This is a genomic window from Erwinia sp. SLM-02 (genome assembly GCF_037450285.1).
In the GTDB taxonomy this organism is placed as follows: domain Bacteria; phylum Pseudomonadota; class Gammaproteobacteria; order Enterobacterales; family Enterobacteriaceae; genus Erwinia.
This window is the reverse complement of record NZ_JAQISN010000003.1, coordinates 408,513-422,830: the sequence shown is the minus strand read 5'-3', so window position 1 is coordinate 422,830 and position 14,318 is coordinate 408,513. Positions and strand designations below refer to the sequence as shown.

Sequence of the window (14,318 nt, the reverse complement as noted above, 5' to 3'; positions counted from 1 at the left end):
CGACCTTTTCGGAGTTAAATCATGACATCCCGCCGTTACGATCCAGATAACCGCCGTATTGAGTTGATGGAGCGTATTGAGGACGATATTCCCCCTGCCGTTGAGCAGGCGCTGCGTGAGGACCTGGGTGGCGAAGTCGACCCCTGCAAAGACATCACTGCTGGTCTGCTGCCGGAAGATACCCAGGCACATGCGGTGGTGATCACCCGCGAGCCGGGGGTTTTCTGCGGCAAACGCTGGGTGGAGGAGGTGTTTATCCAGCTGGGTAATAAAACGCAGATTACCTGGCACGTGGCCGACGGGGAGGCGATTACCGCTAACCAGACGCTGTTTGAAGTCAGCGGCCCGGCACAGCTGATCCTGACGGCAGAACGCACCGCGCTTAACTTTGTGCAGACGCTGTCCGGCGTTGCCACGGAGGTCAGCCGCTATGTTGCTCTGCTGGAAGGCACGCACACCCAGCTGCTGGACACGCGTAAAACGCTGCCGGGGCTGCGTACCGCGTTGAAATACGCCGTACTGTGCGGCGGCGGGGCCAATCATCGCCTGGGCCTGTCCGATGCCTTCCTGATCAAAGAGAACCACATTATTGCCTGTGGTTCGATTGCCAAAGCGGTTGAGAAAGCGTTCTGGCTGCATCCGGACGTGCCGGTCGAAGTTGAAGTTGAATCTCTCGACGAACTGGCACAGGCGCTGAACGCCGGTGCCGACATCATCATGCTGGATAACTTTAGCGTTGAGCAGATGCGCGAGGCCGTCGCGCTGAGCAATAACCGCTCCCTGCTGGAAGTTTCCGGCAACGTCACCGATGAAACGCTGCGCATCTTTGCCGAAACCGGGGTTAACTACATATCCGTTGGCGCACTGACCAAGCACGTACGCGCGCTGGATCTGTCGATGCGCTTTCGTTAAACCTCTGCCGCTTTCCATACCTCTCCCCTGGTCAGCCTTTTGCGCTGACCTTTTTATTTAAGGCAGGCTGCGGCACTCGCCGCAAACCGTTTATGTAACGATGTTATCCCGCGAAATTGTGCTGAACAGGCCTCTGAAATACCCGTTTGCCTGCTACTACTCGCATAGGTTGAGGACTATGGTGCCCCCTGTTAACCACAAGGAGAACCATCATGAGCCAGCAGGGATTTACGTTAATTGAATTGATGATCGTGATTGCCATTGTCGCGATCCTGAGCGCGATCGGTCTGCCCGCCTACCAGAGCTATCTGCAGAAAGCCGCGCTGACCGATATGTTGCAAACGGCTATGCCGTATAAAACCGGCGTTGAGCTTTGTGCGATTGAGCATGGCGGTATTAGCGGCTGTGAAGCCGGCAGCCAGGGCGTCCCTTCCGCGCGGACTTCCCGCTACGTTTCTGCCATAACCGTCAATGCGGGCGTTATCTCTCTCACCGGGCAGGAGAGTTTAAAAGGGCTAAGCGTGTCGTTAACGCCGCAGTGGGACAGCAGCGACGGCTACCTCAGCTGGCAGCGCAGCTGTGTCAGTGACAGCAGTGGCCTGAAAGAAGCCTGTGAGGAGTTGTTCCGGTTTAACGAGGAGCAGAAATAATGACGACTGCCAGCCAGCGCGCCGTTGAAGCTATCTGCCAGCGCTATCAGGCCGCCATTGTCGAGTTCAACGATCGGCGTCTGCACATTGCAATGGCCGGAACACCTCCCCACGAGATGATGACCGAACTGCGCTTCATCACCCCGGGGGTTATCGATGTGGAATCCTGGCCTCAGGCGCGCCTGGAGCAGTATTTACACCGCACCGGTGAGGTTCCGGGAAACACCGGGCGGCCAGAGGAAATCGGCGCGGGTGCAGTAGAAAGAATTAACCATCTGCTGGCTGTTGCGCTGCAGAAGCGCGCTTCCGATGTCCATATTGAACCGCAGGAGCAGGGATTACGGATCAGAATACGGGTGGACGGCGTCTTACAGCAGGCCATGACCCTTAGCGAGGGCAGCGCTTCGCTTATCGCTCGCCTGAAGATCCTGGCCAACCTGGATATTGCGGAACGACGGGTACCGCAGGATGGCCAGTTCTCTCTCGAGCTGGGTGATAAAACCGAATCCTTTCGGCTGTCGACGCTGCCCACGCGCTGCGGTGAAAAAGCGGTAATCCGACTGCTACAAAGCGATACGCAGGCAATATCGCTGGAAAAACTCGGTATGCCTGCAACCTTACTGAAGCACTACCGCACGGCGCTGGCTAAGCCGCAGGGGCTTATTCTGGTGACCGGCCCGACAGGCAGCGGAAAGACGTTTACGCTTTACAGCGGTCTGAGCTGGCTTAATGCCCCCGGCCGTAATTTGTGCAGCGTTGAGGATCCGGTCGAGATCCCGCTGGCCGGGGTCAATCAGACGCAGATCCATATGCGATCCGGGCTGAGCTTTCATCTTGTGCTGCGCGCACTGCTTCGCCAGGATCCCGATGTGATTATGCTGGGGGAAATCCGCGACGGTGAAACGGCAGAGATCGCCGTTAAGGCCGCACAAACCGGACATCTGGTGCTCTCTACTCTGCACACTAATTCGACCACGGAAACGCTGGTTCGCATGGGCCAGATGGGTGTGCCCGGCTATATGCTGGCCTCGGCGCTTAAGCTGATCGTTGCGCAGCGTCTGGTGAGGAAACTGTGCCCGCACTGCCGGGAGCCGGCGGACGCCCTGGCGCACTTCCCCAGCCATATCTGGCCGGGAACGGTACAGAACTGGCGAGCCGTCGGCTGCGAACGTTGCTTTTCCGGATTTTACGGCCGGCTGGCGCTGTTTGAAATGCTCCCGGTTTCCCCGGCACTGCAAAATGCGCTGGCGCAGAATGCCAGCCCGGAAGCCCTGGCAACGTTAGCGCACCAGCAGGGCCTGGATCCGCTGTTCGTCGGCGGACTGCACAGCGTAAATAAAGGGGAGACAACGCTGGAAGAACTGACGCGAGTGACCGGAGGGCCGGGATGAGTCAGCGCTATTTGTTTCGCTGGCAGGCGATCGATGACGGCGGTGCGGTACATAGCGGCTGCGGCTTTGCGCCAGATTCAGGCAGGATAGTTGATGATATTGTCGCGATGAAGCAGCTGCCCCTGAAGATTTCTCGTGGCCGCCGCTATCGATCCGCTGACTGGCAGTGGCAGCACAAGGTCGCCTTCATTCGCCAGCTTGCAACCTTGCTGAAGGCGGGAATGCCGCTGGCCGGTGGGCTTCATTTACTGGCAGAAGGTCACCCCGATCCCGGATGGCAGGCACTTCTGCTGTGCCTGCAGGAGAGGATCACCGCAGGCGAGCCATTTTCAAAAGCGTTACTGGAGTGGCCGGAGGTGTTTCCACCGCTCTATCCCGCGTTGATTCATATCGGTGAGTTAACCGGGGAGCTGGATGAGTGCTGCCTGCGGCTTGCGCAGCAGCAGGAGCGGCAGCAGCAACTGCAGCAGAAAGTGAAAAAAGCGCTGCGCTACCCGCTGTTTATTCTGGCGGTAGCGCTTCTCGTCAGCATCGGTATGCTGGTTTTTGTCCTGCCGGAGTTTGTGGCGATTTATCAGACGTTTGATGCTCCTCTGCCCGCCTTTACCGCGGCGGTCATCGCATTCTCAGCGCTTTTACAGCATCAGGCACCGCTGATAGCGTTGACGCTTTTCGCGATGGTGATGCTTTATCGTCAACAGCGCAAAAAATCGCTCCGCTGGCAGAGAACGGAACAGCGACTTTTGCTGAGGATCCCCCTGCTATCACCGCTCTACCGGGGCAGCCAGCTTAGCCAGATCTACACAACCCTGGCGCTGACTCAGCACGCGGGTCTGACGTTACTACAAAGCCTGCAGGCGGTAGAGAAAACGGTCGGCGCTCTGGTCTGGCGGGAAGCGATTATTAAACTTCAGCAGCATATTGCCGCAGGGAACCCACTGCACCAGGCGTTGAAACCCCACGACCTGTTTACACCTTTATGCTATCAGCTCATCAAGGTGGGTGAGGAGTCCGGCTCGCTGGACGCCCTGCTGGCCCGGCTGGCCGGCTGGCACGAAGCGCAAACACATCAGCTGGCCGACACGCTTGCGGCAGCGCTGGAGCCGCTGATGATGGTGGTGATTGGTATCATTGTGGGCACGCTGGTCGTGGCGATGTATCTGCCGGTATTCCGGCTGGGAGATGCGCTGGGCTGAACATCCCCCTGAAACCGCCAGGAGAATGTTCAGCCACCGCCGCTAGCGGTTAAAGACGCGGTTTTCCTGCTCGGCCACGCGGATAAACGTCGTGCGCTTGGTCAGCTCTTTCAGGCGCTCCGCCCCCACATAAGTACATGCCGAGCGCAAACCACCGAGAATATCCCGTGCGGTCAGTTCAACCGGACCGCGCAGCGGCAGCCGGACCGTTTTACCTTCTGCAGCGCGATACTGCGCAACGCCGCCTACGTGGCGCTTCATGGCGGACTCAGAACTCATGCCGTAGAACAGCATAAACTGTTCCCCGTTTTCTTCGACAATTTCGCCCTCACATTCATCGTGGGCCGCGAGCATACCGCCCAGCATGACGAAATCCGCGCCGCCGCCAAATGCTTTAGCCACATCACCGGGTACGGAACAGCCCCCGTCGCTGACGATCTGCCCCCCCAGCCCGTGCGCGGCATCGGCACATTCAATAACGGCGGAAAGCTGCGGATAACCCACGCCGGTTTTAACCCGGGTGGTGCAGACAGAGCCAGGACCGATGCCAACCTTTACAATATCGGCACCGGAAAGAACCAGCTCTTCCACCATTTCACCGGTGACCACATTCCCGGCACAAATCGTTTTTCCCGGGCAGGCTTCACGCGCGCGCTTAAGAAACGTAACAAAATGCTCGGAATACCCGTTGGCAACGTCAATACAGATAAAGTTCAAATGCGGCGAAAGCGCGAGGATCTGCTGAAGCCTGATGAAGTCTTCGGCGGAGGTGCCGGTTGACACCATAACGTGTTGCAGTACCGACTGCGGTACCCGGGCAATAAACTGGCTCCACTGCTCTACGCTGTAATGCTTATGCACCGCGGTGAGAATATCGAAAGAAGCCAGAGCTTCCGCCATGCTGAAGGTACCCACGGTATCCATATTGGCGGCGATGATGGGAACGCCTGACCAGGCAATACCCGAATGCTTGAAAGTAAACTGGCGGGCCAGTTCCACCTGAGAACGGCTTTGTAACGTTGAACGTTTAGGCCGGATGAGGACATCTTTGAAGCCTAACTTGATATCTTCTTCAATACGCATAACGATTTTTCCTGGTTTGTGGCGTTGATGCAGAAACCGTCCTTTGCAGAGCGATCCCCGATCACAGGCTGAATGCCAGTTCCAGTGACGTTATCATACGCGCTAAAAACGCGCGGACAAGACTGCGAAACATGAAATATTTACGCTACAATCCGGTAAATATAACTGTAATTACCTCCTGTGATCTGTGCCTCATATTTGCCGCCCTCCGCACTGTAAAAGCCCGGTAACGTAGCAGATGCGCAGCAGCAGGACAGCGAGAATAATAACTATGCCTTACACCGTGGCGCTGACCGGAGGGATCGGCAGTGGAAAAAGTACCGTGGCTGACGCCTTTGCACAGCTTGGCATTGATATTATTGATGCCGACGTTATTGCCCGTCAGGTGGTAGAACCCGGTCAGCCGGCCCTGCTCGCCCTGCATCAACGATTTGGCGATGACATCCTGCTGGAAAATGGGAGTCTGAACCGCGCCAGATTACGTCAGATTATCTTCAGTTCCACCGATGAAAAGCTTTGGGTTAACAATTTGTTACACCCTCTTATCCACGCTGAGACGCAACGACAGTTAGCATTAGCACATTCTGCATGGTGTTTGTGGGTCGTCCCGCTGCTGGTAGAGAATGGACTGCAACGCCTGGCTGACCGGATTCTGGTCGTTGATGTGGATCGGGAAACCCAACTGGCCCGCACTATGGCTCGCGACAATATCAGTCGCGAACAGGCTGAAAACATTTTGGCTGCCCAGGCTTCTCGCGAAGCGCGCCTGGCGGTGGCTGATGACATTATTGATAACAGTGCGTCACCTCAGGCGGTGATCGCGCATGTTGCCGTACTCAACCAGCGTTACATCGCGCTGGCTTCGGTAAAAGATCGGGATTAACAGCATGAGCACAACGGTTCTTTTTGAATACCCACTTAATGAAAAAATGCGCACATGGTTGCGTATTGAATTCTTACTCAAGCAGCTGTCCGCCAGCCAGACGATTGTTGACCATCTTGGTGCACTGACTTTTTTCCGCAATGCGGCCGAATTGCTGGACGTTTTTGAACGCGGCGAGTTAAGAACGGAGATTTTGAAAGAGCTGGAGCGACAGCAGCAAAAACTGCGCTCATGGTCTGAGCTACCGGGGGTTGATATTACCGTGGTAAACGCCCTGAGCAGTGATCTGAGAAAACGCAACGATGAACTGATGGCCGCACCGCGTATGGGCCAAACGCTGAGGGAGGATCGCATGATTGGACTGGTCCGCCAGCGTCTGAGTATCCCCGGCGGGTGCTGCAGCTTCGATCTTCCCACGTTGCATATCTGGCTGCACGTTGAGCAATCGCTGCGCGATCGCCAGGTAAAGCAGTGGCTGGATTCACTCGAACCGATTCGTTCGGCGCTGACCACCATCCTTGACCTGATTCGTCAGGCCGGAATATTCCGTCATCACACCAGCCTGAACGGTTTCTTTCAGGACAACGCGGAAAACGCCGACCTGCTGCGTTTACAGTTGAAGCTTGAGGATTCACTGTATCCTCAGGTTTCCGGCCACAAGAGCCGTTATGCCATTCGCTTTCTGCCGCTGGACAGCGAAAATGGTGAAGTCCCTGCCCGTCTCGATTTCGAGCTGGCCTGTTGTTAAGGTTATGAATAATGAGTGATGTAACGATGGTTGATTGCCCCACCTGTGGTAAACAGGTCGTCTGGGATCAACACAGCACCTGGCGCCCTTTCTGCAGCAAACGCTGCCAGCTTATTGATTTGGGTGAATGGGCCGCTGAAGAGAAATATATCCCCAGCCATAGCGATCAAAACGACAGCGATGACTGGAGCGAACAAAAAGACGAGTTCAGGTAGCGACCGACTTTAATTTTTGGCCCGCCGTGACTCCGCGCGATTTATGCGCTGGCTATCAGGCGGGCAATAACGTCGGCATTCGCCGGAGGAAATTCCTCAGCTCTCAGTTCACTTTGCGCGACCCAACGCTGAGGCTGCCCTTCCCGCCCATAGGGCTCCCCCAACCATTTCTCTACAATAAAGAAATTGATCGTCACATATCGGTCGTCAAACTGATGCTCAATATTCATAAAAGGCAGAAAACTAATCGCATCAATTCCGACTTCTTCATTCAACTCGCGTTTTAATGCCTGTTCAGCCGTCTCACCCGGCTCGAGTTTCCCTCCAGCAAACTCCCATTTATTCGCCATATGGGAATCAGCCGAACGCTGCGTCAAAAAAATACGCCGTTGTTCGTCACGTATAATCCCTACGGCAATATGCAGATGCTTCATAATTTCCACTCTGATAGTAAGATCGGCTTTACATTAACATTTAGCCTGGTCTCACTGCAATACCTTATCGTTAACGGGGACCATTGAAACACGATAAAAATTACCAATAAAAAACAAGCCCAGGAAACACAACCCTTACGAAAAAAAACCTACCCCGCCCTCCAAAAACACAAAAAAACAGCCACCCACCCTTTTTAATTTATTATTAAGGAACATCATAAAATCACAATAATTTCCTTTAAAAACATACATATAAACACATTAATTTATTATTAATCTCTTCATTAATATTTCAGGCTATTGCATAAGAGAGTTCTTAAAATTAGCATTATTCGCATTAAAGATATCAACAAATAAGGATAACAAAATGCTTAGCACTGAAGAATGTATTGAAATACTTAATTATGACACGTTAGAGTTATCTGAAGGCGTGTTCATAAACTGCAATACCAATACACTGGAAATAACATCGCGCCAACTTAGCATCGATCTGAATGAATCGCAGAAGCGCCTGCTGGTGTGCCTCACTAAGAAGGTTTATACCAAACGCGATATTATCAATATTGTATGGTACGAGAATCATCAACGTATCAGTGATAACAACTATCATCAACTGACATTCCAACTCAGGGCACTTTTACATCGCAACGGATTACCTGATAACCTGCTGATTACGGTGCCGTACTATGGTTTGAAATTGAATGAAAAACAATGGAAGATCCTGGCCGGGGATCAGACTGAAAATGTTACGCCAGAAAAAGAGGAGAGAACGGCTGTCGATTCGCAAGCAAATGATGATAACACCGTGAGTAACACCGTGGTAAATAAAGAAAATGTGCAACGGCACCCTGCCATTAACGCTAACCCGTTTACAGGAACGCCTTATTTTTCTTATTCATCCGTTGCACAGAACGCCTTTATTCTTTGCATGTTTGTGGCCCTCGTCGTGTTTATCTGAGAGCACCCGTGCTGAAGAAGATTAATTTGCGAACAGGCTTCCATAGTCTGATACAGGTCGCCATTTATTCCGTCCAGGTCTGATAAATGGCGCCAGCTTCTCGTAGACTGGGTGCAGGATGTGACGCTCAGGCCTTACCGGGCACACTGACGCAATGCAGCAACAGGCTGGCCCTGCCAGCGAGTATGTAAAGGGTAAAGGGAGTTACCTGATGAATAATTTCGTTCTGTATTTTTTTGCCGCGCTTTCGGGTGCCTGCATCGGCAGCCTGCTCAACGTGGTCATTTATCGCCTGCCGCGCATGATCAAGCAACAGGAGGAGGAGGGCTACAATCTGTGGCTGCCGCGATCGCACTGCCCCCGATGTGGTTTTACACTCGCATGGTATGACAATATCCCCCTGTTAAGCTGGCTCATTTTACACGGCCACTGCCGCCGCTGTTCTCACGCCATACCCTACCGCTATCCACTTGTCGAAGTGTGCAGCATGCTGCTGTGTATCATGATGGCGGCAATGCTGCCGGCAGGAGGAACGCTGATTGCCTCCTGGACGCTTACCTGGCTGCTGCTGGCACTGACCTTCATCGACATTGAGCACCAGCTTTTACCTGATTTACTAACGCTTTCGCTGTTATGGCTGGGGATGTTGTTTCAGCTCCTCCACTGCCTGCCGCATATTTCATTGCAACAGAGCGTCATCGGGGCGCTGAGCGGTTACCTGGTGCTGTGGCTGCTTGCGCATGGCTATCGCTTACTGCGTGGGAAAGAGGCGCTGGGCATGGGGGATGCAAAGCTGCTGGCCGCTTTGGGCGCATGGCTCGGCTGGCAGGCGTTGCCGCTGCTGCTGTTGCTGGCGTCGGGAGGCAGCCTGATCTGGCTTTGCATCAGCCGACGGATAAATCAACGATCGTTAACGGCCCCCTTTCCGTTCGGCCCCGGGTTGGCTGCAGCAGGCCTCATACTGTTTATTATCGACAACGCGGCCTAAGTCTCATTCATCGGCCTTCAATCTCTCTTTGCTTTTCCTTGATTGCTGTTCCTTCAGACAAAAAAAGGCCGGGTATTCACCCGGCCCTGATTTCAGATCTCAGCTGGCTGGCAGATTACGCCAGGCGGCCGTGACACTGTTTGTATTTTTTACCCGAGCCGCAAGGGCACAGGTCGTTACGGCCCACTTTACGCTCGCCGGTCTGCGAGGCCAGTTCCTGAGCGGCTTCGGTTTCATCATCAACATGGCTGAGGTGCTGCTGCTGAGCCAGACGTTCAGCTTCCTGACGGCGCTGCTCTTCCATTTGCTCGACTTCTTCCGGCATGCGGACCTGAACCTTACTCAGCGTGCTGATGACTTCATACTTCAGCGACTCCAGCATAGCAGCGAACATAGCGAAGGATTCGCGTTTGTATTCCTGCTTAGGATCCTTTTGCGCGTAGCCGCGCAGATGGATGCCCTGACGCAGGTAGTCCATTGCGGCAAGGTGCTCTTTCCACAGGGAGTCCAGCGTCTGCAGCATCACGCCTTTTTCGAAGTTACGCATCATTTCAGCGCCAACGACTTCTTCTTTGCGCTGATACTGCTCTTTCGCCTGATCCATAATACGATCGCGCAGCGTTTCTTCATGCAGATCTGGCTCTTTATCCAGCCACTCGCCAATCGGCAGGTCAAGGTCGAAATCAGTTTTCAGGCGCTCCTGCAGGCCAGGGATGTCCCACATTTCTTCCAGCGACTGCGGTGGAATATAGCTGTCGAGGGTCGCCTTGAAGACGTCTTCGCGAATGCTGATAATGGTTTCTGAAACGTCGGATACGTCCAGCAGCTCATTACGCTGGGTGTAAATGGCACGACGCTGATCGTTGGCTACGTCATCATATTCAAGCAGCTGCTTACGAATATCGAAGTTGCGGCTTTCAACCTTACGCTGTGCGTTGGCAATCGCTTTGGTGACCCACGGATGCTCGATGGCTTCGCCAGGCTTCATTCCCAGCTTACGCATCATATTGGAAACGCGATCCGAGGCGAAAATACGCATCAGGGCATCTTCCATCGACAGATAGAAGCGGGATGAACCGTTGTCACCCTGACGACCTGAACGACCGCGAAGCTGGTTATCAATACGGCGTGATTCATGACGCTCGGTACCGATAATATGCAGACCACCGGAAGCCAGCACCGCATCATGGCGGATCTGCCATGCGCTCTTAATCGCGTCGATTTGTTCCTGAGTCGGTTCCTCAAGCTCGGCGAGTTCAGACTGCCAGCTGCCGCCCAGCACGATGTCCGTACCGCGACCGGCCATGTTGGTGGCGATAGTGACCGCGCCCGGCTGGCCCGCCTGCGCCACGATATCCGCTTCGCGGGCGTGGAACTTGGCGTTCAGCACTTCGTGTTTAATCCCCGCACGGGTCAGCTCGTTGGAAACCACTTCTGATTTTTCAATCGAGATGGTACCGACCAGCACCGGCTGCCCGTTAGCGGTACGCTCACGGATATCCTCGATGATCGCATCAATTTTCTCTTTCTCGGTCATGTAGACCAGGTCCGGAAGATCTTTACGCACCATCGGGCGGTTGGTTGGTACCACGATAGTATCCAGCTTGTAAATCGAGCTGAATTCAAAGGCTTCCGTATCCGCCGTACCGGTCATACCGGCCAGCTTGTTGTACAGGCGGAAATAGTTCTGGAAGGTGATCGAAGCCAGCGTCTGGTTTTCGTTCTGAATATCCACGCCTTCTTTCGCTTCTACCGCCTGATGCAGACCATCAGACCAGCGACGCCCCTGCATGGTACGACCGGTGTGCTCGTCGACGATGATCACTTCGCCGTCTTTCACGATGTAGTCTACGTCGCGGGTGAACAGCACATGGGCACGCAGCGCGGCGGTCACATGGTGCATCATCATGATATTAGCCGGCGAGTAGAGAGACTCGCCTTCTTCCATGATGCCTTCGCTGACCATCAGGCCTTCTATCGTCACCAGACCACGTTCGGTCAGATGAACCTGGCGGGCTTTCTCGTCAACCGAGAAGTGGCCTTCGCCCTGGAAAGAATCAGAGTCTTCTTTCTCCTGGCGGATCAGGTGAGGGATGATTTTATTCACTTTGATGTACAGCTCTGAGCTGTCTTCCGCCGGACCGGAGATGATCAGTGGCGTACGCGCTTCATCGATCAGAATCGAATCCACCTCATCGACCAGGGCATAGTTCAGCTTGCGCTGTACGCGCTCTTCCGGGCTGAAGGCCATGTTGTCACGCAGGTAGTCAAAGCCGTATTCGTTATTGGTACCGTAGGTGATATCGGCAGCGTAGGCGGCACGTTTAGCCGGGGCTGGCATACCCGGCAGGTTAATACCGATGCTCAGGCCCAGGAACTCGAACAGACCACGGTTGTTTTCGGCATCACGCTGAGCCAGATAGTCGTTGACGGTGACGACGTGCACGCCTTTACCGCTCAGGGCGTTGAGGTAGGCTGGCAGGGTCGCCGTCAGGGTTTTACCCTCACCGGTACGCATCTCGGCGATGCAGCGATCGTTCAGCACCATGCCGCCCAGCAGCTGGACGTCGAAGTGACGCATACCAAACACGCGGCGGCTGGCTTCACGCACGGTGGCGAACGCTTCCGGGATCAGGTTTTCCAGCACTTCGCCTTTTTCCAGCCGTGCGCGGAACTCGCCGGTTTTTGCTTTCAGCTCATCATCGGTCAGCTTCTGGAAATCCGGTTCCATCTTGCCGATCTGCTCAACGACTTTGCGCATGCGACGCAGGGTACGGTCATTGCTGCTACCAAAAACTTTAGTCAGTAATTTTGTAAACATAATAAGTAATTTCTCTCAGCCACGGCTTAAGGCCACGGTCATACTGTTTGATTATTAACGATTTTTATATGTATTTAGCTGAGAAGGAGAGGTCCGGCACGAATGCCACGAACCTGGGCCAGCCACAGGCCGATATGGAGAGAGGGAAGAACGGACACGTCGCGCGGAGCCGTACGGCGAATAATCACCGGTGGCCGGGCTTCATGCGTCAGCAGTGCATTCAGCGTATCCAGCAGCGCCAGTTTTTGCGCCTGCAGCGGCTGAACCTCTTCGGCAACCGGAACGACGGAAGGCGTAAGAGCAAATGACAGATGGCGGATTACCGTGCGAATCGCATGCTGGTGCCAGTAGTCAACGCTAAAGGCGGGGCGGCGAACGCTTTCCTGTAACAGTGCCAGGCTATCGAAACGCGCAGCGCTACCGATATTAAGGCTTCGTGACGAGGTTTCTGCTAAGGTAGTGCGGTCATGCGCTGACGCCTGAGGCAGGCCGAGACTCGCCGCGACCATCCCCAAAAGGAGATGCGGCCAGAAATAGCGTCTGCCAAATTGTCGCCAACGATTTAGAATACCGATCACTGTGTTCCGCCGGAGCTAGCTATGCGTGATAGTCGCCCACAATCAATTGAAAGTTATTTCGACCAGGCCCAGGATAAAAGCATGCTGCAAAATATTCAGCAGCGCGCAATTGCCCTGAACAAGCTGAATCGTGCAGTGCAGGGCGTTATCCCCGCTCAGCTGCATCCCTGGTGCCGTGTGGCTAATTTCCGCCAGGGCGTCCTGGTTATCGAAACGGCTAACGCCAGCTGGTTGATGCGTTTGCGCTATGAACAATCCAGCCTGCTGTCAGCATTACGTGCCCAAATATTACCATCATTGACGTCGATCGACATCAGGATTAATCCTTCCCTTGCGGCAAAAGGACATGAATCCGTTCAAGAAAGCAGCAATCAGGTGCAAAAAGCAGAAAAACCGCCGGTCAGGCAGTTGAGTGAACACAGTGCAGAAATTTTGCGTAGCGTCGCGAGCCAGAGCCCGGAAAAACTGAAGAAAATATTAGAACGACTGGCCTCGCTGGCCGGAGAGAGTACCAGCTCAACCAGTCGTTAGAGTGATTATGGCTTACGCCAGAACCAGGTTTGGTGCTTTGAATGTCACCGGGAGTTCAGCTTCGTCTTCAAACGTTGCCCATTCCCACGCTTCCTGCTTAGCCAGAACCGCCTGCAGCAGCTTGTTGTTCAGTGCATGGCCCGATTTGAATGCGGTAAACGCACCAATGATGTTATGGCCACACATGTACAGGTCACCGATCGCGTCGAGCATTTTGTGACGTACGAACTCGTCTTCGAAGCGTAAACCGTCTTCGTTCAATACGCGGTAGTCATCCACCACGATTGCACAGTCAAAGCTGCCGCCCAGGCACAGGCCACGAGACTGCAGCGCTTCGATGTCACGCATAAAGCCGAAAGTACGAGCACGGCTGATCTGACGCGCAAAGGCTTCAGCAGAGAAGTCCATGCGGTAGCGCTGAGAGCTGGAGTCGATTGCCGGATGGTTAAAATCAATGGTGAAATCCAGAGAGAAACCATTATGCGGCGAAAGCTCGGCCCATTTGTCACCATCTTCAACCCGGACAGGCTGTTTGATGCGGACAAATTTTTTCGCGCTGTTCAGTTCTTCAATACCGGCATCCATCAGCAGATAGATAAAGGGTGCTGCGCTACCGTCCATAATAGGAATTTCAGGCGCGTTAACTTCCACCACAATATTATCGATACCGAGGCCGGCAAGGGCAGCGTTCAGATGTTCGACTGTCGAAATACGCACGTCATGCTCATTCACCAGGCAAGTACAGAGCATGGTATCACGCACGGATTTTGCATCAGCCGGAAAATCTACCGGTGGATTCAAGTCAGTGCGGCGATAGATGACCCCGGTATTAGCCGGCGCAGGGCGTAACGTCAGCGTGACTTTTTTGCCGGTATGTAAACCGACGCCAGTCGTCTGAACAATACGTTTTAATGTCCGTTGTTTGATCAT

At 54.1% G+C, this 14,318-nt stretch carries 15 protein-coding genes; 10 read left to right on the top strand and 5 right to left on the bottom strand.

The genetic code is table 11. The annotated features are described in order from the left end of the window. Positions 1–21 precede the first annotated feature (21 nt). The 4 genes from nadC (at position 22) to hofC (ending at position 4,149) form a co-directional block, all read left to right on the top strand. On the top strand, positions 22–912 hold the full coding sequence (gene nadC / locus PGH32_RS18785; protein WP_314421241.1) for a carboxylating nicotinate-nucleotide diphosphorylase: 891 nt from the start codon (positions 22–24) through the stop codon (positions 910–912). A gap of 209 nt (positions 913–1,121) precedes the next feature. Continuing rightward, on the top strand, positions 1,122–1,562 hold the full coding sequence (gene ppdD, locus PGH32_RS18780; RefSeq protein ID WP_337894875.1) for a prepilin peptidase-dependent pilin: 441 nt from the start codon (positions 1,122–1,124) through the stop codon (positions 1,560–1,562). After that, positions 1,562–2,953, top strand: a complete 1,392-nt coding sequence (gene gspE, locus PGH32_RS18775) for a type II secretion system protein GspE (RefSeq protein ID WP_337894814.1) — start codon at positions 1,562–1,564, stop codon at positions 2,951–2,953. The genes ppdD and gspE overlap by 1 nt, the downstream gene beginning before the upstream one ends. Next, positions 2,950–4,149 carry a protein transport protein HofC gene (gene hofC / locus PGH32_RS18770; protein WP_337894813.1) on the top strand — a complete coding sequence of 400 codons (1,200 nt, stop codon included), beginning with the start codon at positions 2,950–2,952 and terminating at the stop codon, positions 4,147–4,149. Before gspE ends, hofC begins: the two co-directional genes overlap by 4 nt. A 42-nt stretch (positions 4,150–4,191) precedes the next feature. On the opposite strand, the gene PGH32_RS18765 is transcribed toward hofC, so the two are convergent. Then, entirely contained in the window at positions 4,192–5,232 is a 1,041-nt protein-coding gene (locus PGH32_RS18765; RefSeq protein WP_314421254.1) for a GMP reductase, read from the bottom strand. 271 nt (positions 5,233–5,503) lie between these two features. Here PGH32_RS18765 and coaE point away from each other — a divergent pair, with 271 nt between their 5' ends. The 3 genes from coaE to yacG are packed head-to-tail and all read left to right on the top strand — an operon-like array spanning position 5,504 to position 7,078. Next, positions 5,504–6,115 (top strand): dephospho-CoA kinase, encoded by a 612-nt coding sequence (coaE, locus tag PGH32_RS18760; RefSeq protein ID WP_314421258.1) that lies wholly within the window; start codon positions 5,504–5,506, stop codon positions 6,113–6,115. A gap of 4 nt (positions 6,116–6,119) precedes the next feature. Beyond that, a complete protein-coding gene (gene zapD, locus PGH32_RS18755; protein WP_337894812.1) occupies positions 6,120–6,863 on the top strand; it encodes a cell division protein ZapD in 744 nt (247 codons plus the stop codon). Positions 6,864–6,874: 11 nt separating this feature from the next. Next, complete coding sequence (gene yacG / locus PGH32_RS18750; protein ID WP_314421267.1) at positions 6,875–7,078, top strand: DNA gyrase inhibitor YacG; 204 nt, start codon at positions 6,875–6,877, stop codon at positions 7,076–7,078. Positions 7,079–7,119: 41 nt separating this feature from the next. Here the strand turns inward: yacG and mutT are convergent, their stop codons facing one another. Beyond that, positions 7,120–7,512: an 8-oxo-dGTP diphosphatase MutT gene (mutT, locus tag PGH32_RS18745; RefSeq protein ID WP_314421271.1), complete on the bottom strand. Its 393-nt coding sequence runs from the start codon at positions 7,510–7,512 to the stop codon at positions 7,120–7,122. Between the two features lie 367 nt (positions 7,513–7,879). Here mutT and PGH32_RS18740 point away from each other — a divergent pair, with 367 nt between their 5' ends. Both PGH32_RS18740 and PGH32_RS18735 read left to right on the top strand, forming a co-directional pair. Next, positions 7,880–8,470, top strand: a complete 591-nt coding sequence (locus PGH32_RS18740; RefSeq protein ID WP_314421273.1) for a winged helix-turn-helix domain-containing protein — start codon at positions 7,880–7,882, stop codon at positions 8,468–8,470. A gap of 208 nt (positions 8,471–8,678) precedes the next feature. Beyond that, positions 8,679–9,458 carry a prepilin peptidase gene (locus PGH32_RS18735; protein ID WP_443112809.1) on the top strand — a complete coding sequence of 260 codons (780 nt, stop codon included), beginning with the start codon at positions 8,679–8,681 and terminating at the stop codon, positions 9,456–9,458. 115 nt (positions 9,459–9,573) lie between these two features. On the opposite strand, the gene secA is transcribed toward PGH32_RS18735, so the two are convergent. Both secA and secM read right to left on the bottom strand, forming a co-directional pair. Next, on the bottom strand, positions 9,574–12,279 hold the full coding sequence (gene secA / locus PGH32_RS18730; protein ID WP_314421284.1) for a preprotein translocase subunit SecA: 2,706 nt from the start codon (positions 12,277–12,279) through the stop codon (positions 9,574–9,576). 74 nt (positions 12,280–12,353) lie between these two features. Further along, positions 12,354–12,857, bottom strand: a complete 504-nt coding sequence (secM, locus tag PGH32_RS18725; RefSeq protein WP_337894809.1) for a secA translation cis-regulator SecM — start codon at positions 12,855–12,857, stop codon at positions 12,354–12,356. A gap of 21 nt (positions 12,858–12,878) precedes the next feature. On the opposite strand from secM, the gene PGH32_RS18720 reads away from it, so the two are divergent. Then, positions 12,879–13,388, top strand: coding sequence for a DUF721 domain-containing protein (locus PGH32_RS18720; RefSeq protein WP_314421296.1), 510 nt, complete (start codon positions 12,879–12,881; stop codon positions 13,386–13,388). Between the two features lie 12 nt (positions 13,389–13,400). Here PGH32_RS18720 and lpxC read toward each other — a convergent pair whose 3' ends face one another. Continuing rightward, positions 13,401–14,318 (bottom strand): UDP-3-O-acyl-N-acetylglucosamine deacetylase, encoded by a 918-nt coding sequence (gene lpxC, locus PGH32_RS18715; RefSeq protein ID WP_105595358.1) that lies wholly within the window; start codon positions 14,316–14,318, stop codon positions 13,401–13,403.

Excerpts from the sequence above, each read along its gene's own strand:
- nadC (WP_314421241.1), top strand. The coding sequence starts at position 22 with ATGACATCCCGCCGTTACGATCCAGATAACCGCCGTATTGAGTTGATG.
- gspE (WP_337894814.1), top strand. The coding sequence starts at position 1,562 with ATGACGACTGCCAGCCAGCGCGCCGTTGAAGCTATCTGCCAGCGCTAT.
- hofC (WP_337894813.1), top strand. The coding sequence starts at position 2,950 with ATGAGTCAGCGCTATTTGTTTCGCTGGCAGGCGATCGATGACGGCGGT.
- PGH32_RS18765 (WP_314421254.1), bottom strand. The coding sequence starts at position 5,232 with ATGCGTATTGAAGAAGATATCAAGTTAGGCTTCAAAGATGTCCTCATC.
- coaE (WP_314421258.1), top strand. The coding sequence starts at position 5,504 with ATGCCTTACACCGTGGCGCTGACCGGAGGGATCGGCAGTGGAAAAAGT.
- zapD (WP_337894812.1), top strand. The coding sequence starts at position 6,120 with ATGAGCACAACGGTTCTTTTTGAATACCCACTTAATGAAAAAATGCGC.
- yacG (WP_314421267.1), top strand. The coding sequence starts at position 6,875 with ATGAGTGATGTAACGATGGTTGATTGCCCCACCTGTGGTAAACAGGTC.
- mutT (WP_314421271.1), bottom strand. The coding sequence starts at position 7,512 with ATGAAGCATCTGCATATTGCCGTAGGGATTATACGTGACGAACAACGG.
- PGH32_RS18740 (WP_314421273.1), top strand. The coding sequence starts at position 7,880 with ATGCTTAGCACTGAAGAATGTATTGAAATACTTAATTATGACACGTTA.
- secA (WP_314421284.1), bottom strand. The coding sequence starts at position 12,279 with ATGTTTACAAAATTACTGACTAAAGTTTTTGGTAGCAGCAATGACCGT.
- PGH32_RS18720 (WP_314421296.1), top strand. The coding sequence starts at position 12,879 with ATGCGTGATAGTCGCCCACAATCAATTGAAAGTTATTTCGACCAGGCC.
- lpxC (WP_105595358.1), bottom strand. The coding sequence starts at position 14,318 with ATGATCAAACAACGGACATTAAAACGTATTGTTCAGACGACTGGCGTC.